The following is a 19,958-nucleotide window of genomic DNA, read 5'->3' on the forward strand; positions in this document are numbered from 1 at the left end:
AGCTGCCGCCCTGTGGAAACTGCAGGGGTTCTCTCTCATATGCGCTCTCTCAAACGCACAATCTCAGTATGGGGCACTGGGCTGTAGCGGCCATGGGGTCCGGCTGTTGGGTTGCTGTTAGTGGCTGGGAATGGGGTGGGGAGGGCGTCGGAAAGCGGGGCAGAGGCGGATGTGTGTAACATTGGCGCGTGAAAGTGACGTAGAATATAACTGGTTTCTGTAGGTTTGAAGGTATGCGCGCAGTCAGGCTGCGCCGTTTCACCTGCTTGTAGAGCTACAGAATCGAGGTGAGGAGCATGTCTCCTCTCACAGCCCAACCCCCAGCCAGCGACGCCTCGCCGGCACGGGTGGAAGATACAGAAGATACAAAGCGCCAGCATCGCTCGGCCATTAAGGCGGCGTTTATCGGCACCTTTATCGAGTGGTTCGACTATGCGGCGTATATTTATATGTCCGCGATTATTTCCCGGGTGTTCTTTCCAGAGATGGAAGGACGCCGCGCGCTGATTATGACGTTTGCGCTCTTCGCGCTGTCGTTCCTGGTGCGGCCGGTGGGTGGCATCGTGTGGGGCCACTTTGGTGATAAATACGGGCGCATCCATACACTGACGGTGTCTATTGTGATGATGTCGGTGGCAACAGCGTGCATTGGTTTCCTGCCGGGCTATGCCACCATCGGCTTTGCCGCCTCCATCTTGCTATTGCTGTGCCGCATGGTGCAGGGCTTTTCCGCCGCTGGCGAGTATGCGGGCGCGGCCACGCACCTGGCTGAGATTGCCCCGGCCGGCAAGCGTGGCATCTATTCGGCGGTGGTGCCGTCCGCGACGGCCTCGGGCCTGCTCTTGGGCTCGCTCATTGCGGCATTGCTGACTGGTGTGCTTGATGATGCCGCCCTGGAATCCTGGGGTTGGCGCGTACCATTCCTGATTGCGCTGCCTTTGGGACTGTATGGCCTGTGGATTCGCCGCAACACGGAGGAGTCCTCCCACTTTGAGGACCAGGACGAGCCAGAGGAGTCCCCGCTGCGCGAGGTTCTGAAGTACCCCAAAGCCCTGGCCATTGCCTTTGCGGGTGCGGTGCTCAATGCCATTGGCTTCTACGTCATTTTGACCTACCTGCCCACTTACCTGTCGGAGGAGCTGGGCATGGCCGCGACGCCGGCGTTTATTGCGTCCTCGGTGGCGTCCGCGTTCTATGTGGGCTTTGCCCTGCTCACCGGCATGCTTTCGGATCGTCTTGGTCGCCGCACGACGATGCTCTGCGCGGCCGCGTTCATGGGCGTGACCATCATTCCGGCTTTCATGCTTCTCGACGGCGCCGGGCTCTTCCTCGTCATTATCATCCAGGTCTGCCTGGGCGGGGTGCTGGCGCTTAACGACGGCGTCCTGCCCTCCTTCCTTTCCGAGCAATTCCCCACGCATGTGCGGCTGTCTGGCTTCGCGCTGACGTTTAATACCGCCAACGCCGTATTCGGTGGTACCGCACCGATGATTGCCACCTGGCTTATCGACGTCACTGGCCTCCAGCTCGCCCCCGCTTTCTACTTGGTGGCCGCAGCACTGGTGACCGGCATCGCGGTTCTCTTCGCCTCAAAGAAGAATAAGTTGCATGAGTAGCACCTTGCGGTAGTCCAAAACGCCTGCGGCCCTCGGAACCTAAATGGAACCGAGGGCCGCAGGCGTCTCTCTCTACAAGGTGTTTCCATGTATCGGCTTAAAGCCGCCCTCTGGAAACTGAGGGGTTCTCTCTATCTCTCTCGTATGCGCTCTCTCAAACGCATGATTTAAGTATGGGGTACGGGGCTGCTACTGCAATGGATTGCGCCTGATAGGTCGCTGCCAGTTGCTGAAAGTTTACTGTTAGCCCCGTCTGCCCATTGTTCCTAGTAGTCGTAGCTTTCGGCGGTATTGGCATTCGCCCCTATGCGCTGCAGGTGCGTGCGGCGCTTCAAGCGGATGGCTGGGCGGGCTGCCATGCCCAAGCTGCCGAGAAGGTAGAAGACGGTGGCGACCATTGACATGCCGGCCAGCGTCAGCACCGAGCCAAGGATGAAGACCACGGAGATGGCGATGTCGTTGGCGATGGAAAACGTCTCGTACTTGTTTTTAATTTTGATTTCGTTGTTCTGTCCGAGCTTAATCTTTAGGTCGGGATCCTTTTCCTGTTCTGACATGATGTCTCCCACCCTGCCAGAGAGGAAAAGGCCTTGTCGAACCATGTTTTTGTGGGATTATTGGAACATTCCCCAGATGGTGGCGAAGAGCACGATAAGACCCATGATCGCCACGAAATAGTTGGTCTTATTACTCCGGAAGCGCGCCAGTGCCTCCACGCGGTAGATGACCCAGATGGGCAGCAGGTAGGTCATGAAGGCGAAGAAGACGCCGCCTACGACGGAAATCATATCCAGGATGGAGGGGTTGAAAATGCCCACCAGGGAGGTTGCGACAAAGATGAAGAGGTAGGTCCACAGGTCGAGCGTGCGCGTAGACATCTTTTTCGTGGCCTTTGGCGCGGCCAGGTTGAAGAGGTATTGGGTGCCCTCGATGGTGCCCAGGGCGTGGCCGAAGTAGGAGGAGGCCACCGCACAGATCACGACGATGGGCGCCATGTAGGCCATAAACGGCGTGCCCGTTTCGTTGGCGAAGTAGGAGAGCACCGGCAGGTTCTTGTCATTAGCCTCCTGCATGCCGTCCGCGCCCATGGCCAGGGCGCAGGACCAGACAAAGAACATGGTGAAGATAGTCAGCAGGATGGCGGAGTTGCGGATGACCTTATCGGACTGCGCGTGGTGGTCCGCGCCGTATTCCTTCTCCATGCCCAGGGAGAACTGGGAGATGGCGGCAACGAAAGAGAAGGAGAAGACCAAGACCGGAAGGATGAGGATGATGGCCTTGAGCACGCCGCCGGCGCTGTGGTCGCCGGCCTCCAGGAAGGAGCCCAAGTCCCATTGCGGGATGAGGTAGAGCGATACCGCTGCGAGCGCCACGATGAGCGGGTAGACCACGAACTGGGCAATCTTGAGCATGATGGCGTTGCCAAAGGCGAGTGCGAGTGTCATGAGGCCCACGCACAGCGGCGCCAGGATGTAGCGGGAGATATCCGGCCCGCCCAGCTGGTTGACGATGAAGCTATCGACCGTATTCGTAATCGATACGCCGTAGATAAGCACCACCGGGAAGATGGTGAACCAGTAGATGATTGCCAGGATGATGCCATTGCCGCGGCCGAAGAAGTGGGTGAGTACAGCGAGGACATCTTCGCCGTGTAGTGGGGAATAGCTGATGATCCAGGAGAACGCGCGGTGGGCCAGGTAGGTCATCGGGAAGATGAGCAGGGTAGCCACAAGCAGTGGGATGAAGCCGAAGCTGCCGGCCGAAATCGGCAGGAAGAGGATGCCTGCGCCTACGGCAGTGCCGAAGAGTGTGATGGTCCATTGGCTATTGACGGCCTTATTGGTGGTCACCCGGTTGCTGTGTGAAGTACGTGCGCTGCCGGTGGTGGGTGGGCTGGCTGGTGAAGCAGGCGCATTCGCAGTCGCGTGAGACATAGAATTCATCCTCCAGTTTTTGTGAACGAGACAACATACACAATCTATCTGAAGGTTATGGAGAACGAAAGCAAATTTGTGATCTAAGTTAAATAAATGTAAAAGACCGCCGCACCAAGGGTGGTGCAGCGGTTATTGGGAATCTTGTTAAGGTGTCGCAGCTAGTCCGCGATCAGGTTTTCTTCCTTCAAGAAATCCAGCGCCACGGTGGTGTAGTCCTCGCCGTCGACGTCGACGCGGGCGTTGAGTTCCTGCATCTTTTCGTCGGTAAGCAGCTGCGAAAGAGGAGCGAAGAGCTCTGCAATTTCTGGGTGCTCGTCCAGGGCCTCGGTGGGAGCATCTGGAGCGGAGTGATGACGTGTATGGGGAGGGGGAACATGAAGGAAGGCCGCTGCACCGTTTGATGGTGCAGCGGCCTTCTGGAAGTGACTGGCTAGGAAACTATGTCCCTAGGGCAGAAGTGGGGTGTTCTTAGAACAGGCCCTCAGCCTTCTTGCCGGTGTCCTTCAGGGTGTGCTCGCGGGAGTCAACGTTCTGGTCGTTGTGCTTGGAGTCATCACCCTTGATGCGGGAGGTCTGGGTTACCTGGATGTTGTTGATGAGGCGGCCTTCCTTGGTCTTGCCGTCGCCGAAGTCCAGGTTAGCGATGCGGGCCTCTTCGCCAGCGTTAATCGGGTTAGCCAGGGTTACCTCGAAGGAGCGGGTGGAGGTCTTCTCGTTGAAGCCCAGGTCACGGATGTGAGCGCCGTTGGAGGAACGCGGGGTGATGAGGCGGTCAACGCCCTTCGGGCCCTTAGCGGTCTTCACGTCAACGCGGAACTGGGTAGCTGGGAACTCGCCGTAGTAGCGCTCGGAGCCAACGTTCTTAGCGCGCAGAGCAACGGTGCCTGCGAAGCCAGCGTGCTTAGCGCCGGAAACGGTCAGGTAAGGCTCGAGGTCGAGCTTGTGCTTGGAGTCCTTCTTGTCCTCCTTGGCATCAACCTCTTCCTGCTTCTTCTTGTCAGCAGCCTCTTCGTTCTTGCCCTCTGCCTCGGAGACCTTCTCGGTTGCTTCCTTGGCGTTGCCCTCGGACTCCTTGACGACCTCTGCGTCAGCCTCGAGGTTCTTGTCCTCTTCAACAACCTTCGGGTCGTTGACATCGGTGGTGTTCTGAGCGTCCTTGTTAGGAGCGTAGGAGTCAGAAAGCTTATCGTACAGCTTGACGCGAACCTCGTTTTTTACCGGCTGCATTGCGTTCCATGCGGTCGGGGTGGACCAGGTGCCGTTTGGCTTGCAGTACTGCTGGGTGCCGGTCATGTTCAGCACGCGGAAGCCGTAGGTAGCTTCACCGGTGTGGTTTGGCGGAACGTCGTAAGGTCCGATGGACTGGCCAGCATCCCAAGACAGGGAGTAGGAAGCGCTAGCACCAATCTTGGTGGCGATCTCGTGAGAGATGCCGAAGGAGCCTTCAGCGCCCTTCTTGGAGCCCTTGCCGCCCAGGTTCATGGACGTGGTCTCGGTGCGGTCACCGTTGACGGAAAGGGAGATGGACTGAGACTTGGACAGATCCTGCTGCAGCGGGATGTCCTTCTTGGTCTGGTTGGTGGTGGAGATGGTGCCGGCCGGCAGGAAGCGGTCGGAGACCTTGTAGACCACGGTGCGGTGGTCCTCCCACGGGTTACATACCGGGCGAGGGTTCAAGATGTTCGCCTTCATGTGGTCGGAACCGTGGGTGGTGTGGATGATTGGCAGGTCCGGGTTCAGGGCCGGGGTCTCCGGGTAGGACTCGGTCTGGGTAGCTGCGCCAGCCAGCGGTGCCGCGAATGCGGTGCCGGCGACGATGAGGCCGGCGGTCAGGCCGGTCATGCGACGACGAATCGACATATAGAACTTCTCCTAGGCAGGTAGAAAATGAATGAACTTATGAATGAAATCCAGCAACTCTCAATGTTGCGCTAAGAAAACGCTAAAACAGGCTCAGAATTAATTCATCTCTTAGATGTCTATATATTTGCCACCCCGGCGGGTGGGTATTTTTTATATAGACCAACCTGTTTATTGGTGTTTGTTCCCGCTAAGCGGCTGATAGTACGTGCAAAAATATTGATGGATGATTGTCTATACAATCGAGAATCGGCACGAAGGGAGTGGGCCCCTATATGGGGGTGTTTTGGCGGCCTCTGGAAGGCGTTTGGGGTCCCGTTAAAAGGTTGTGGACACGTCACAATATGCGTCGTACGCTGCATTTAAGCGGGGTAGGGAAGGGTTATAAAATGCCCGCTAGTGAATGTTACGTGTCGTAAGTTATGGGCGTTTACATGGCAGAGGTTGGTGTATTTTGCAACAGGAACCTGCCGGGGCCTTCCGCTGAGGGGTGGCGAGTAGGGCTAGAAAAGGGCGGCTTCGGCAATAAGCATGAGCGCCGCGCAGATGGCCACGATGATGACGATGCGGTTGAGGAGGTGCCTATCTATAAATCGGTTGAGGTAGTTGGCGGCAATGAGACCCACGACAACAAGGGGGAAATAGGCCGCCGCTGCGGTCACCTGGGTGCCGCTGATCTGCCCATTAAATGCCAGAATTATAAGAGAAATTAAGGTTCCGAGGACAAAGGTGCCCGCCAAGGTGCCGCGGGTGCGGTTTGGGTCGAAGCGCTTCATGATGAGCGCCATGGGCGGGCCGCCGATGGAGGTCGAGGTGCCCAGGATGCCGGAGGCTACGCCGGCGATGAGCGTATTGGCGGTGGTAGGGCGAGGGCTCCAGCCCAAGCTGGATAGCGTCATAGCAAGGAGCACGGCGCAGCCGATAAAAATGGACAGCCCATCGGGGGAGAGGCTGGCGATTGCCCACGCGCCCACCAGAGAACCGGGAATACGAGCGAGGGAAGAGATTCCTACGACACGCCAGGACGTCTCGCGGAAAGTGCGTGCGAGCGTATAGCTGGAAATGCACAGTGCGAGCAGCAGAATGAGCGTGGGCACTAGATCAGGTCTAATGAGCGCGATAATGGGCGTGGCAATGGTGCCTAAGCCAAAGCCGATGGTGCCCTGAGTAATGGTGCCGGCGAGGATGAGGACGCCGATGAAGATAGAGGACCATGCGTCCATAGAGATTCCCAGAAACATAACGAGGGCTAAGTGTATCCGGGATCGGGCTGCTTTCTGAAACTATTAGAGGCGGGCGGTGGCCTTCTCATTGGCGGCGATTTCCTCTAAGCGCTCGGCCGGGCACATGCCGGCAACGATGACCGCGGAACCGCCAGCGGCTAGGGGCTCGAGCACGGCGCGGGAGAAAGACTCATTATCGGACCAGCCGGTAGAAAGCAGGCGCTCGGCGGATGCGGGGGCATCGACAAGCTGGGGCAGCGGTTGGGTTTCGGCGAAGTACTGATCACCATAAAAGCGCACGGTGGGGCCAAAATCGATGGCGCCGGTGGGCAGCTCCCCGCCGGACTCTACGACGCCGCGGCCAAAGGGGTCCTCGCTGATGAGCACGATGTCGGCCTGGGGTTGGCGCTCGTGGGCGGCCGCGTAGCGGGAAGGGGAGGTAAAGACGACGTCGGCAAGCGCGGCAGACTCGCCAAAGCTATAGGAAGGGCCAGAGGCGAGCGCGCCTAAGGCCACAACGGCCGCCTGCCACGAGGAAGGAAGATCGATGGCGATGGTGGAATCCGCCTCTAGGTCGAGCTCTTCTTCCAACATATTGGCGATCTTGGCCACCCAATTGTCGAGCGTTTGCGCGGAAAAATCCATGCGCGCGCCGGTGGCCTCGTTATATACGGTAAGCCGCGGGGAGGCGGCGTCGGCACGCAAAAGATGGGCGAGTAGTTCCATACCCGCCCATCGTAGGGGAGAAGTGCTAGTTCACGCAGCGCGGGCCGTCGCCACCAGCGTCGATCTCCGGGGAAACCTTGGCGGTACCGAAGTCATTGCCCGGGGTGCCAACCGGCTGGCTGGAGGTGTCTTCCTCCGGCTGCTCGTCGCTGGCTTCCTCATCGGAAGGCCCCTGGTAATCATCGGTAGCAACCACGATGAGGGTGTCATCGTCGAGCTGCGGATTCTCTGCCACCGGCAACCCACCCAGCTTCTTGGCCAGGGCCTTAGCATCCTCGCTCGTCGGATCGGCGGCGACGACCTGCGACTCGCTGTAGATGCCCGGCTGCGCGTTCGCGGAGCGCTCTACCGTGTAGCCCTTGCCCTCCAGCCAGGAGCCGATGCCGGCGGCCAAGCCATCAATATTGCCAGCGTTGAGGACGTGAATATTGATATTCGGATCGACGTCCTTGTCCGCCTTTTCTTGCTTGTCCTTATCTTCGGCCTTGGACTCATCGGTGGCTTCATCATGGGTCTTGGCTAGGTCATCCATGAAGCGGTGGACCTCGGCGGCATCGATGGTGACGATGGATTCGCCATAATCGCCCTGGCCGTCGATGGAGGTTACCGGGATAGTGGTGAAGGTGACATTGCCGCCGGCAAGGCCGGCCAGCTGGGTGACAAAGCCCATGATGTCCCAGCCCTCATCGATGACCACGGAGCGCTCTACCGCCTTGGCAATCTTGGACAGCTTGGAAGGATTAGCCAGGGTGTCATTGTCCAGGATCTTATTGACCAGGGACGCCATGAAGGCCTGCTGGCGCACGATGCGGTCGAGGTCGCCGCGCGGGAGGTTATAGCGCTGGCGCACGAAAGCCAGGGCCTTGGCGCCGTCGAGGGTCTGCTTGCCCTTGCTGAACTTAGCGCCAGACATGTCATCATCAACGTCATCGTTGAGGCAGACATCTACGCCATCGACGGCATCAGTCAGCAGGGTAAAGCCCAACAGGCCTACCTCGGCGTAGTGATCAATAGACACACCGGTCAGGGTGCGCACCATGGCCAGCAATCCTTCGCGGCCGGCTTCGACGCCCTGCTTTTCGATGTCCTTATCCGAGTGCGGCTTCTTTTTGCCCTTGGCCTCGGCCTCGGCATTCTCCTGCTCCAGCTCTTCCACCTTGGCGTTCTTGTGGGAGGCGAAGACGGCATTCATCTTCATATTGCCGTAGTCCGGATCCTTGACATAGGTATCGCGCGGAATGGATACGGCGGTAGCGCGGGAACCGTCCTCCGGAACGCGGATGAGCATCATGGTGTCGGTATTTTCCTCACCATCGGCCACGCCGGCGTGCAGGTCCGCCAATTCCTTCTCAGAGAGGGGGTCGCCCTTGGCATCGGTACGCGAATCCTTGCCCACCAGCAAGATATCCACCGCGCCATCGAGCGAGTCACCGGACAAGCCTTGGCCGTCCAGGGACAAGTCCGTGGCCGAAGACATGCCATTATCCAGCCGACCCACGGTGGCATAACCCACGCCAGATACGACCAGGATCAAGGCAGACAGGAGTGCCACGATCGCCTTGATGGCCGTGGAACCTTTTTGCTTTACCGCACTAGCGGCAGAGGGGGCCGGCTGGATGGTGCGCGCCCGGCGAGTGTTCTCAGAAGTCACAAGTGGAGGCTTTCTAGATTGGTGGGGATCTGGAGACAGTTTAGGGCAGAAAAGCCAAAAATTAGTGATCCGCGTCCGATTTCGCGTGTTCGGGCAGTGTCCCTGCCCAGTGCGAGGAGCGCCTGTGACTAAGCTCGGGGCCATTGTGACTACACCAAATCAATCCCCGCTGGCCGTGATCACCGTGACCTATAGTCCCGGTGAATACCTCGGTAGTTTTTTGGACTCCCTGCCGGGCGCCTGCGCCCGCGGCACCAAGGTCGTGCTTGCGGATAATGGCTCCACCGACGGCGTGCCCGAGGCCGCGGCCCGCGAACGCGCCGGGGTGGACTTTCTCGATACCGGCGGGAATATCGGCTACGGCGCTGGCATGAATGCGGGTGCCCGCTTCGCCCGCGAGCACGGTGACGTGGATGAGGAATTTTTCCTTATCTCTAATCCCGATGTCACCTTTACCCCGGGATCTATTGACCAGCTCATCGAGTGCGCCCGCCAGTGGCCGGATGCTGCGGCCGTGGGCCCGCGCATCGTGGAACCGGATGGCAGCAATTATCCCTCGGCCCGCGCCGTGCCCACCGTGGCTACCGGCATTGGGCACGCACTCTTTTCTTCTATCTGGCCGTCCAATCCATGGTCGCGCGCCTACCGCGATGAAGCCGATATGACCGCTCAGCGCCCGGCCGGATGGTTATCCGGTTCCTGCCTTCTTGTGCGCTGGGAGGCCTTCGACGCCATCGGCGGGTTTGATGAGCGCTATTTCATGTACCTCGAAGACGTGGACCTAGGAGATCGCTTCACGCGCGCCGGCTACCAAAACATCTTCTGCCCGGAGGCCGTCATCAGCCACGCCAAGGGGCATTCCACCCAAGCGCACGCCGGAGCGATGCTGCGCGCCCACCACAACTCCGCCTATCGCTTTCAGGCAGACCGCCACCCCGCATGGTGGCAGGCCCCGCTGCGTGGCGCGTTGTGGCTGGGGCTGCGAGTCCGCGGGCTGATTGCCTCAGCCTCGGCACGTTCTTAAGAACCGGTGCGCGTGCCGTTGACCTGGATTGCGCGCCATACGCTCTACACTGTCCCTCAGAAAATCACAGAATAAAACTGTCCGCATACATAAGGAAGACTATGACTGAAGCAGCCACCACCCACGGTGCCAGCACGGATGCAGTGATTCTCGTCGGCGGCCGCGGCACCCGCCTGCGCCCACTAACCATCGGTACGCCGAAGCCGATGCTGCCGACGGCAAACTACCCGTTCCTGCAGCACCTGCTCGCCCGCATCAAGGCCGCCGGCATCACACACGTCGTCATGTCTACCTCCTATAAGGCCGAGGTCTTTGAGGAGTACTTCGGTGATGGCTCCGAGCTGGGCTTGGAGATCGAGTACGTGGTGGAAGAGACCGCGCTGGGCACCGGCGGCGGCATCCGCAACGTCTACGACAAGCTGCGCAATGACACGGTCATGGTCTTCAATGGCGACGTGCTCTCCGGCATGGATCTGGAAGGCATCCTCACCACGCACCATGACAAGGACGCCGATGTCACCATGCACCTGCTCAACGTGGCTGACCCCCGTGCGTTTGGTTGCGTGCCGACCGACTCCAACGGTCGAGTTACCGCCTTCCTAGAAAAGACCGAGGATCCGCCCACCAACCAGATCAACGCCGGTTGCTATGTATTCAAGCGTTCCGTCATCGAGTCCATTCCGGCCAACCGCGTTGTTTCCGTGGAACGCGAAACCTTCCCAGGGCTCTTGGCTGAAGGCCGCCTGGTTGTCGGCCACGTAGACAACTCCTACTGGCGCGATATGGGCCGCCCGGATGACTTCACCCGTGGTTCCTCCGACCTGGTACGCGGCATCGCGCCTTCTCCGCTGATTGAGGGCAAGACCGGTGAGTCCCTGGTGGATCCCTCCGCCGGTATCGCCGGTGGCGTGCTGCTGCTGTCCGGTACCGCAGTGGGCCGTGGCTCCGAGGTGGGCGCGGGCTCCCGCCTGGAGGGCACCGTTGTCTTCGACGGCGTGCGCATTGAGCCAGGCGCCATCATCCACAACTCGATCATTGCCTCCGGTGCCCACATTGGCGCCAACGCGGTCATTGAGAACTGCGTCATTGGTGAAGGCGCCCACATCGGCGCACGCTGCGAGCTTCTCGACGGCATGCGTGTCTTCCCTGGCGTTTCCATCCCCGATGCCGGCGTGCGTTTTAGCTCCGATGCTTAACGCTTCCGCCGTGGCCAAGGCACTGCACTAGGCCCAGATGGGATAGGCCGAACTGAGGAAAATAGAGCCTCGGTTCGGCCTTTCTTTTATGGGGCCAGTCGCTGCGCCTAGGCGAACCGGCCGACATGGTGCGGAATCTTCATAGATGTGAAGCGCATGGATCCCTTCTTTGCGGGGTTGTGCGCGCGACACGCCGGGATTTCCTGAAAATTGTTGACAGAAAACGGGGTACCACTACATGTAGTACCCCCTACCTATACCCCCACAGGGGATCAGTTGTTACGGATGTGACGGATGGGGATCGTGTGCTGCGTTTTTGCCGGAAAGCGCGAAGAAGCCGCCAATTCGGGTTGACGATATTTAGTGATCCGGTGTGAAATTACATCAGTGAAAGAAACAGCGGCCGGCGCCGTTACTTCCACACCATCCCGGCGGGGTTACCCAAGGGGAATGTGGTGTACAGTCGGTCGCACTGATGAGAATTACCCAACCTCGGAGAAAGGAAAAGGCGTGGACAAAATGGCTAATAACAACGCCATTCTCCGTGGCGGTGCTGCTGCAGAGATGTCGCTCGATGAACTCTTCGGTGCCGTCGAGCAGGAGTGGCAGGACCAGGCGCTGTGTGCGCAGACCGACCCTGAAGCATTCTTCCCTGAAAAGGGAGGCTCTACCCGTGAGGCCAAGCGCATTTGCCAGGCCTGCGCGGTGCGCGATGAATGCTTGGAGTACGCGCTGGAGCACGATGAGCGCTTCGGTATTTGGGGCGGGCTATCTGACCGTGAGCGCCGCCGCCTCAAGCGCGAGATTGGATAATTAAGGTGTCCAGTAAGGCCCCTGGCTAGCACGCAATGTGTGGCCAGGGGCTTTTCTGCTGCGCCGCGAAATTTACCGGGGCTACCAGCTATAGCGCGGGTCCACTTCTTCGGGGTCCAAGTTGAGGTAGTTGGCCACCAGCGCGGTGATAACGGTACCCAGGAGCTCGGAGCGCTCGGACGGGGTGGAGGCGCGTTGCTCGATGGGCATGCGGAAAATGACCAAGCGTGCGCGGGTGGGCTGGCCCTCGGAATCTACGCCGGCAGGAACCACGCGGCCGAGGGGAACTGGACCATCGGCGATAATCTCATCCGGTAGCACGGTCATATCGGGCGAAAGCCGCATGCGCGGGATGGTGTCTACAGCCAAGTCGAGGCCCCGCAATTGTGGCGCGAAGGCGTTTTGGATGGGGGCATAGGCCTCCAATACGGCCATGTCGAAGTGCTCGCGCGCGCTGCGGTAGCGCGGGGTCTGCTGGGGGAGGAGAGGTCCGCGCATGCCGTGGCCGTGGCGGTCGCGGGCGGGGCGGATATGCGGGCGAGCGGCGGTCATGACCTTGATTCTAGGGTCCTGGCGGGCTGGTTTTAGCGGAGCCACGCCGGGGCGAAGACTATCTAAATCTCAACTAAGGGTTTAGACTTATGCGCTGTGACTATTTCTCGCCATTGCTCCCGCCCAGGCTGCGGCCGCCCCGCCGTGGCGACATTGACCTACGCTTACGCGGACCAGACGGCCGTCGTTGGGCCGCTGGCGGAAGAGGAGAACCCACACAGCTGGGATTTGTGTGCCACCCACCGTGACCGCATCTCCGCCCCAGTGGGCTGGGAACTGGTGCGAGTGGACCGCATTGAGCTGGACGAGGAAGATGACCTGATGGCCCTGGCAGAGGCCGTCAAGGAAGACGGCCGTGTGACCACCGGCTTGGTCGATGACCGCAGCGCCGGCTCCGGTGCAGACCCTATTGACTATTCCGCCACCTTTGATGGGGCAGACCCTGCCAATTCGAATCACCCGGTCTTTCGCACCCGCCGCGTGGCGTATGCCAAAAAGGCGCGCCGCGCCCACCTTTCCGTCGTGCCCGATGAAACGACGCCCGCGGAACCGGAACAGGACTGACACGAACCCCGTGGTGCGGTAGTTTCCCAGTCGGCGGGGGTACTATTGCAGGTTATGCGAACTCGTGAGCATCTTGATGCAGTAATTAAGGCCTATGACGTCCGTGGCGTGGTGGGCGAAGATATCGATGAGAACTTAGTGCGCGATACGGGCGCCGCGTTTGCCGCCATCTTGCGGGAAGAAGGCGAAAATACCGTAGCAGTCGGCCACGATATGCGCCCGTCCTCGCCGTCTCTGGCGCGCGCTTTTGCTGAGGGCGTGACCTCACAGGGCCTCAACGTGACCCTGCTGGGGCTAACCTCTACCGACGAGCTCTACTACGCCGCCGGCTCCCTGGAGTGTGCGGGTGCTATGTTTACCGCCTCTCATAACCCGGCCAAGTACAACGGCATTAAGCTCTGCCGCGCCGGCGCGGTACCGGTGGGCCAGGAGACCGGCCTGGAGCAGATTAAGCAGATGCTTATCGACGGCACCCCGGAGTTCACCGGCACCGAGGGTGCAATTGCCGAACAGGAGATTCTGGCCGGCTACGCCGACTTCCTGCGCAAGCTGGTACCGCTAGAGGATTCCAAGCCGCTCGTCGTAGCTGTCGATGCCGCCAATGGCATGGGTGGCCACACCGTGCCGGCCGTCTTCAATGGCTTGCCTTTCGACGTCCGCGATTTGTACTTCGAGCTCGATGGCACTTTCCCGAACCACGAGGCTAACCCCTTGGACCCGAAGAACCTCGTAGACCTGCAGAAGTTCACCGTGGATCAGAAGGCCGATATTGGCTTGGCCTTCGACGGCGATGCGGACCGCTGCTTCGTGGTGGATGAAAAGGGCCAGCCGGTTTCTCCTTCTGCCATCTGTGCGCTGGTGGCTGAGCGTTACCTGGAGAAGTTCCCCGGCGCTACCATCATCCACAACCTGATTACCTCCAAGACCGTGCCGGAGCTCATTAAGGAAAAGGGCGGTACCCCGGTGCGCACCCGTGTGGGCCACTCCTTCATCAAGGCGCAGATGGCCGAGCACAAGGCTGCCTTCGGTGGCGAGCACTCCGCGCACTACTACTTCCAGGAATTCTGGAACGCTGATTCCGGCATGCTTGCTGCGATGCACGTGCTGGCCGCACTGGGCCAGTCCGACAAGCCGCTGAGCGAGCTCATGGCGGAATACTCCCGCTACGAGGCCTCCGGCGAGATTAACTCCACCGTGGAGGACCAGAAGGCCGCTACCCAGGCAGTACTGGATGAGCTGGCGGATAAGATTGAGTCCGTCGATGAACTCGATGGCGTGACCGTCGAGCTCAAGGGAACCGAGGCATGGTTCAACGTGCGCGCGTCCAATACGGAGCCGCTGTTGCGCCTCAATGTAGAGGCAAAGACCGCCGACGAGGTGCAGTCCATCGTCGACGAGGTCCTTGCCATCATTCGCCGCTAAACCTCGGCGCGCGAGTGGGAGACCATGTCCTCCCACTCCACAAACTTCTTTCGCTCGCGGCCCTCGCGCTCGCCTAGGGCGCGCTCGGCCGCGTCCAAGCGCTGCCAATCCTGCCACGTCAGGTAATCGATACCGCGCTCGGCAAAGACTTCGGTGATATCCGCGGCGCTGGAGGGGGAGGGGAGGGCGCCAGAAGCGGCGTCGGCAAGCAGCATGCCAATCGTCTCCGTGGCATCGGACTTAGTATTGCCAATCAGACCCACCGGGCCGCGCTTAATCCACCCGGTGGTGTAGAGGCCCGGCACTACCGCGCCGGCCGCATCGATAACATGGCCGCCATCGTTATTGATGACGTTCTTGTCCTGGTTAAATGGCACGCCATCGACCGCATCGGAGCGGTAGCCGGTGGCGAAGTAGACCGCCTGCACCGGCCATTCGGTGAATTTGCCGGTGCCGTGCACGCTGCCATCGCCGTTGAGCGCGGTGCGCTCGGTCTTGATGCCGCTGACCTTGCCGTCCTCGCCCAAGATCTCTACCGGCTGCTCAAAGAGGTGGATCTGCAGCGTGTGTGGCGCTTCTTTTGGATCGCGAATCGCGTACTGCTCTAGCACCTGGCACACCAAGTCGGTGGACTTGCTCTCCTGGCGCGCGGCCAGCGAGGCCTCGTCATAGTCGATGTCCTCGGGGGAGACCACAACATTAATGGACTCGGAATGGTCCAGTTCCTTGAGCTCCTGCGGGGTGAACTTGGCCTGCGCCGGGCCGCGGCGGCCGAAGACGCGCACGGTCTCAGCCTGGTTCTTGGCTAGGGACTCGTAGACATTATCGGGGATCTCGGTGACCTTGAGCTCATCGCCGGTCTTGGCCAAGATGCGGGAGACGTCAAGGCCCACATTGCCTACGCCAATGACTGCCACCTCCTTGGCGGAGAGATCCCAGTCGCGCTCAAAGTGCGGGTTGCCATCGTAGAAGCCGACGAACTCGCCGGCGCCATGCACGCCGTCCAAGTCCGCGCCAGGGATATCGCGGTGGCGATCGCCCACGGCGCCGGTGGCAAAGACCACGGCATCGTAATGCTGCTGCAGCTCGTCCACGGTGATGTCACGGCCGATATGCACGTTGGTCAACAGGCGAATCTGCTCGGTATCGAGCACGCGGTGCAGGGACTTGATGATGCCCTTAATGCGCGGGTGGTCCGGCGCTACGCCGTAGCGGATGAGACCGAAGGGCGCGGGCATCTGCTCGATGAGGTCAATTTGTACCTCGCCGCCGGTCTTTTTCACCAGGATATCGGAGGCGTAAATGCCGGCCGGGCCTGCGCCGATGACGGCTACCTTCAAGGGCTGATTCATGCTGCGTGAATGCCTTTCTCTCTATCGCGGGGTCTAGACCGCTAGGTTCATTTTCTGTGGCTTATCTTTCTGGCAATTGAACCGTTTAGTCTAGGTTGTGGCAAGGAGTTGAATTAGATTCTAAAAATATTTTTCTCTTCATGCAGTTCAGGGCGATTTTTTAGTTGAAAATAAAAAAGACCGCTTTGTCTGGTCATTTTAGACGGGTACGTTGTCTTTCAATACTTTGGAAAGGCAGGTTGAGATCTACACCATGACCACCGCGACTAATACCAAGCGCACGTCCCGCGCCAAAAAGCCCGAAGGCCAATGGAAGATTGACGGCACCGAGCCCCTCAATAACGATGAGGTAATTAAGCAGGAAGACGGCGGGCTTTCTGCCAAGCAGCGCGTCATCGATATCTACTCCAAGCAGGGATTTTCCTCTATCCCGGCCGATGACCTAGCCCCTCGCTTCAAGTGGCTGGGCCTTTATACTCAGCGTAACCAGAACTTGGGTGGCGAGATGACTTCCAAGCTGTCCAACGCCGAGCTGCAGGACGAGTACTTCATGATGCGCGTGCGCTTCGACGGCGGCCGTGCCGATCCTGCCAAGCTGCGCGCCGTCGGTGAGATCTCGCGCGATTATGCCCGCTCCACGGCGGACTTTACGGACCGCCAGAATATCCAGTTGCACTGGATTCAAATCGAGGATGTGCCCACCATTTGGGACAAGCTCGAGTCGGTAGGTTTGAGCACGCTCATGGGCTGCGGCGACGTGCCGCGCGTCATTTTGGGCTCTCCGGTTGCCGGCGTGGCCGAGGACGAGATTATCGATGCCACCCCAGCCATCGAAGAAATCAAGAATAACTACCTGCCGCGCGAGGAATTCCATAACCTGCCGCGCAAATTCAAGACCGCAATTTCCGGCAACTCCCGCCAGGACGTCACGCACGAGATTCAAGACGTTGCCTTCGTGGGCGTGAACCATCCCGAGTATGGTCCGGGATTCGATTGCTTCGTTGGCGGCGGCCTGTCCACCAACCCGATGCTCTCGCAGTCCCTCGGCGCCTGGGTTCCCCTAGAGCGCGTGCCTGAAGTGTGGGCCGGTGTGGTCGGCATCTTCCGCGACTACGGCTTCCGGCGCAACCGCAACCGTGCCCGCCTGAAGTTCTTGGTAGCCAAGTGGGGCATCGAAAAGTTCCGCCAAGTGCTGGAGGAAGAATACCTAGACAAGCCGCTGCTGGATGGCATCCCACTGGAGGTCGAGCCTGGCTCCCGCGATCATCTTGGCGTGCACCGCCAGAAGGATGGCAAGTTCTACGTCGGCGTAAAACCCACCGTGGGCCACGCCACCGGCGAGCAGCTCATCGCCATCGCGGACGTGGCCGAGAAGTTCGGTATCAGCCGCATCCGCACCACTCCGATGAAGGAATTGCTCTTCCTCGATGTGGAGGAAGAAGACATTCCGGCGCTCTCCCGCGCGCTCGATGAGACCGGCCTATACTCCCAGCCGTCCGAATTCCGCCGCGGCGTCATTTCCTGCACCGGCCTGGAGTTCTGCAAGCTCGCGCACGTGACCACCAAGGCCCGCGCCATCGAGTTGGTAGACATCTTGGAAGACACCTTGGGCGATTTGGACGTTCCGATTTCCATCGCGCTCAACGGCTGCCCCAACGCCTGTGCGCGTTCGCAGGTATCGGACATCGGCCTGAAGGGCCAGATTGTCACCGATTCCGAGGGCAACCGCGTCGAGGGTTTCCAGGTCCACCTGGGTGGCGCCCTTGGCCTGTCCCCGGACTGGGGCCGCAAACTGCGCGGCCACAAGGTCGTCGCCGATGAGGTGCCCGAGTACGTCATTCGCCTGGTCAACAAATACAAGGAGCAGCGCGAGGACGGCAAGCAATTCCGCCACTGGGTCTTGCGTGCCAAGGAGGAGGACTTGCAGTGAATTTTCGCCGCCAGCCCAACCCCAACCGCAACCATCCCAGCTTCTGCCCGTATTGCGCCGGCACCGACCTCTTCCCGGATGAGGAAGATGACTTTGCCTGGAAGTGCCAGGAATGCCTGCGGATTTTCTCCGTGCGCTTTCACGGCCAAGACGATGCCCCGGTAGCCCCCGCACCGGCCGTGTCCTCCAACGAGGCCCTAAAGCGCTCGCTTGCCCGCCGCGGACACTCCACGGCACCGCAGGCTTAAGGATGCGCCCCATGCCCGCACTTATTACCCTGTCCCACGGTTCGCGGCACCCGGGCGCCGCGGCCGGCATTGAGCGTTTGACCCAGGCCACGGGTCTGCGACCAGCCCGCGCGGCGCACCTGGAATTCAACGAGCCTGACCTCACCACGGCCGCGCTCGAGCTCGCCCAGCTAGGGGAGACCGAGGCCGTTGTAGTTCCGCTGCTTTTTACCCAGGGCTACCACCAGCGCGTGGACGTCCCGCGCGTGCTTGCCGACGCCGCCCAAACCTCCCACCTTTCTCTCCACCTCGCCCCTGGGCTCGGCATCGGCGAGGACCTCGCCCGCGTGCTCGCCTCTCGTACCCGGCCTGGCGATGCCCATGTGGTCATCTACTCCGTCGGTTCCTCTGACACCGCGGCTAACGATGCCATCCGTGAGCTCGCCCACCGCACCTTCGCGCTCACCGGCGTGCCCACGGCGGTGGAATTTGCCACCCGCGGTGGTCGCGAAGGGATCGTGTCCCTGTGCCGCGAGCATCAAGACCCCTCTCGCGTGCGCGTGATTCCGCTCTTCGTGACCGAGGGCCTGCTCCTTGACCGGCTGGCGGGCGTTCCCGCGACCGTCGACCGCCCTCTTGGCACTGATCTCGCGGGCCTCGTTGCAGATCGCTTTCACCACGCCCGTCGCGCCGCACAGGAGGTGTTCGCGCCATGCTAACCCTCATCCTCATCGCGCTCGCCGGTGCGGCCGCCAACCTCGTGGACGGTGGCATCGGCATGGGCTTCGGCGTCACGTCTACCACGATGTTGTTGCTGGCAGGCCTCGGTCCCGCGCAGGCGTCGGCCGTCGTCCATACCGCTGAGCTTGGTACCACGGCCATCTCCGGATTGAGCCACGCGCGCTTCGGCAACGTGGATTGGAAAACCGTGGTCCGTCTCGGCGTGCCGGGCGGGATCGCCGCCTTCTTAGGCGCCACGTTACTGTCGAATATCTCCACCGCTGCGGCCGCGCCGGTGACCGCTCTCATCTTGGTCGGCATCGGCGCCAACCTCATTTGGCGTTTCTCCCAACCGCGTCGCCGAGGCTCCGCCTATAAGCGCACCCACTCCACGCCGTTTCTCGCCGGTCTTGGCCTTGTGGGCGGATTCGTCGATTCCACCGGTGGCGGCGGCTGGGGCCCGGTGTCGACTTCCACGCTCATGGCCATCGGCCGGGAGCAGCCGCGCCGCATAGTGGGTACGGTCAACGCCGCTGAGTTCCTAGTGACCTTCGGCGCCACCGCGGGCTTTATCGTCGGTCTCTGGCACGATATCGTCGCCAACCTGGCCGCAGTCATTGCCCTACTCATCGGCGGCGCCATCACCGCGCCCATCGCCGCGTGGCTCATCTCCCGCATCAACCCGATCCTACTCGGCGGACTGGTGGGCACCGCCATCGTTGGCCTGAACATCAGCAAGGTGATCGGCGGTGCCGAGACATACTTTGGCTGGGCAGTGCCTGCAGCAGTTACCCCCGCTGCCATCGCGGTCGTGGTCGCGGCTGGTGTAGCGGCCACCATCCGTGGCGCGCTGCGCACCAAGCGTGCGCGTGCGGCGGAATTGGAAGCCGAAAACGCTGAGGAGGCTGCCCATGCTGAGTTCCATGCCCCGGATTATCCGGAGCGCGTCGCCGCCCACCGCGTCCACGGTTCGCGCAAGTCTGGCGTAACCATCGTGCAGGATAAGGCGCCCAAAAGCCCCGCCGCTGACCGTGCGTAGCCCTTCCGCCGCGACCTTTGGCCACGATACGGGCCAAAGCCCGGCTGCGGTGGGGTAGAGCGCGGCCACAAGTTGGCCTCGCGGCCCCTGAAGGCCCCGAGGGGTG

The 19,958-nt window shown here is 60.7% G+C and carries 18 protein-coding genes and 1 pseudogene; 10 read left to right on the forward strand and 9 right to left on the reverse strand.

From position 1 onward, the window contains the following. Positions 1-296: 296 nt before the first annotated feature. Entirely contained in the window at positions 297-1,616 is a 1,320-nt protein-coding gene (locus tag ACKFRX_RS03560; protein WP_408928132.1) for an MFS transporter, read from the forward strand. Positions 1,617-1,882: 266 nt separating this feature from the next. Here ACKFRX_RS03560 and ACKFRX_RS03565 read toward each other — a convergent pair whose 3' ends face one another. From ACKFRX_RS03565 to ACKFRX_RS03595, 7 genes and pseudogenes are all read right to left on the reverse strand, one after another. Then, the gene (locus tag ACKFRX_RS03565) at positions 1,883-2,173 is read right to left on the reverse strand and encodes a YrhK family protein (RefSeq protein WP_408928133.1); all 291 of its coding nucleotides are present in this window, start codon (positions 2,171-2,173) and stop codon (positions 1,883-1,885) included. Between the two features lie 57 nt (positions 2,174-2,230). Further along, complete coding sequence (locus ACKFRX_RS03570) at positions 2,231-3,550, reverse strand: amino acid permease (RefSeq protein ID WP_408928134.1); 1,320 nt, start codon at positions 3,548-3,550, stop codon at positions 2,231-2,233. A gap of 161 nt (positions 3,551-3,711) precedes the next feature. After that, positions 3,712-3,873: pseudogene (locus ACKFRX_RS03575) on the reverse strand (glycine betaine ABC transporter substrate-binding protein); the annotation flags it as partial. Positions 3,874-4,021: 148 nt separating this feature from the next. Further along, positions 4,022-5,413 carry a hypothetical protein gene (locus ACKFRX_RS03580; protein ID WP_408928135.1) on the reverse strand — a complete coding sequence of 464 codons (1,392 nt, stop codon included), beginning with the start codon at positions 5,411-5,413 and terminating at the stop codon, positions 4,022-4,024. A 503-nt stretch (positions 5,414-5,916) separates the two neighbouring features. Further along, positions 5,917-6,654: a sulfite exporter TauE/SafE family protein gene (locus tag ACKFRX_RS03585; protein ID WP_408928136.1), complete on the reverse strand. Its 738-nt coding sequence runs from the start codon at positions 6,652-6,654 to the stop codon at positions 5,917-5,919. A gap of 45 nt (positions 6,655-6,699) precedes the next feature. Then, the gene (locus ACKFRX_RS03590; RefSeq protein ID WP_179387498.1) at positions 6,700-7,362 is read right to left on the reverse strand and encodes a TIGR03089 family protein; all 663 of its coding nucleotides are present in this window, start codon (positions 7,360-7,362) and stop codon (positions 6,700-6,702) included. A gap of 25 nt (positions 7,363-7,387) precedes the next feature. Then, positions 7,388-9,013, reverse strand: a complete 1,626-nt coding sequence (locus ACKFRX_RS03595) for an LCP family protein (protein WP_408928137.1) — start codon at positions 9,011-9,013, stop codon at positions 7,388-7,390. A 124-nt stretch (positions 9,014-9,137) separates the two neighbouring features. Between ACKFRX_RS03595 and ACKFRX_RS03600 the strand changes: the two genes are divergently transcribed. The 3 genes from ACKFRX_RS03600 to ACKFRX_RS03610 all read left to right on the forward strand — a co-directional run bounded on the left by ACKFRX_RS03600 (position 9,138) and on the right by ACKFRX_RS03610 (position 12,046). Beyond that, positions 9,138-10,037 (forward strand): glycosyltransferase, encoded by a 900-nt coding sequence (locus ACKFRX_RS03600; RefSeq protein WP_250410731.1) that lies wholly within the window; start codon positions 9,138-9,140, stop codon positions 10,035-10,037. Positions 10,038-10,138: 101 nt separating this feature from the next. Continuing rightward, positions 10,139-11,233, forward strand: coding sequence for a sugar phosphate nucleotidyltransferase (locus ACKFRX_RS03605; RefSeq protein WP_408922897.1), 1,095 nt, complete (start codon positions 10,139-10,141; stop codon positions 11,231-11,233). Positions 11,234-11,797: 564 nt separating this feature from the next. Beyond that, a complete protein-coding gene (locus ACKFRX_RS03610; protein WP_005528147.1) occupies positions 11,798-12,046 on the forward strand; it encodes a WhiB family transcriptional regulator in 249 nt (82 codons plus the stop codon). An 81-nt stretch (positions 12,047-12,127) separates the two neighbouring features. Here ACKFRX_RS03610 and ACKFRX_RS03615 read toward each other — a convergent pair whose 3' ends face one another. Then, the gene (locus tag ACKFRX_RS03615) at positions 12,128-12,598 is read right to left on the reverse strand and encodes a metallopeptidase family protein (RefSeq protein ID WP_005322429.1); all 471 of its coding nucleotides are present in this window, start codon (positions 12,596-12,598) and stop codon (positions 12,128-12,130) included. A gap of 96 nt (positions 12,599-12,694) precedes the next feature. Between ACKFRX_RS03615 and ACKFRX_RS03620 the strand changes: the two genes are divergently transcribed. After that, positions 12,695-13,162, forward strand: a complete 468-nt coding sequence (locus ACKFRX_RS03620) for a DUF3499 domain-containing protein (protein ID WP_150850639.1) — start codon at positions 12,695-12,697, stop codon at positions 13,160-13,162. Positions 13,163-13,216: 54 nt separating this feature from the next. Further along, a complete protein-coding gene (locus tag ACKFRX_RS03625; protein ID WP_408928138.1) occupies positions 13,217-14,584 on the forward strand; it encodes a phosphomannomutase/phosphoglucomutase in 1,368 nt (455 codons plus the stop codon). Here the strand turns inward: ACKFRX_RS03625 and ACKFRX_RS03630 are convergent. Next, on the reverse strand, positions 14,581-15,936 hold the full coding sequence (locus ACKFRX_RS03630) for an FAD-dependent oxidoreductase (protein ID WP_408928139.1): 1,356 nt from the start codon (positions 15,934-15,936) through the stop codon (positions 14,581-14,583). The genes ACKFRX_RS03625 and ACKFRX_RS03630 overlap by 4 nt on opposite strands. A 253-nt stretch (positions 15,937-16,189) precedes the next feature. Between ACKFRX_RS03630 and ACKFRX_RS03635 the strand changes: the two genes are divergently transcribed. Genes ACKFRX_RS03635 through ACKFRX_RS03650 form a run of 4 tightly spaced genes read left to right on the forward strand, consistent with a single transcriptional unit; the run spans position 16,190 to position 19,852 of the window. After that, entirely contained in the window at positions 16,190-17,866 is a 1,677-nt protein-coding gene (locus ACKFRX_RS03635) for a nitrite/sulfite reductase (RefSeq protein WP_408928140.1), read from the forward strand. Continuing rightward, positions 17,863-18,114 carry a hypothetical protein gene (locus tag ACKFRX_RS03640; RefSeq protein ID WP_005322420.1) on the forward strand — a complete coding sequence of 84 codons (252 nt, stop codon included), beginning with the start codon at positions 17,863-17,865 and terminating at the stop codon, positions 18,112-18,114. Before ACKFRX_RS03635 ends, ACKFRX_RS03640 begins: the two co-directional genes overlap by 4 nt. Before the next feature lie 11 nt (positions 18,115-18,125). Next, positions 18,126-18,812 carry a sirohydrochlorin chelatase gene (locus tag ACKFRX_RS03645; protein ID WP_408928141.1) on the forward strand — a complete coding sequence of 229 codons (687 nt, stop codon included), beginning with the start codon at positions 18,126-18,128 and terminating at the stop codon, positions 18,810-18,812. Continuing rightward, a complete protein-coding gene (locus ACKFRX_RS03650; RefSeq protein ID WP_408928142.1) occupies positions 18,806-19,852 on the forward strand; it encodes a sulfite exporter TauE/SafE family protein in 1,047 nt (348 codons plus the stop codon). The genes ACKFRX_RS03645 and ACKFRX_RS03650 overlap by 7 nt, the downstream gene beginning before the upstream one ends. Positions 19,853-19,958: the final 106 nt, after the last annotated feature.

This window comes from Corynebacterium tuberculostearicum, from assembly GCF_046097465.1.
GTDB classification, from domain to species: domain Bacteria; phylum Actinomycetota; class Actinomycetes; order Mycobacteriales; family Mycobacteriaceae; genus Corynebacterium; species Corynebacterium tuberculostearicum_I.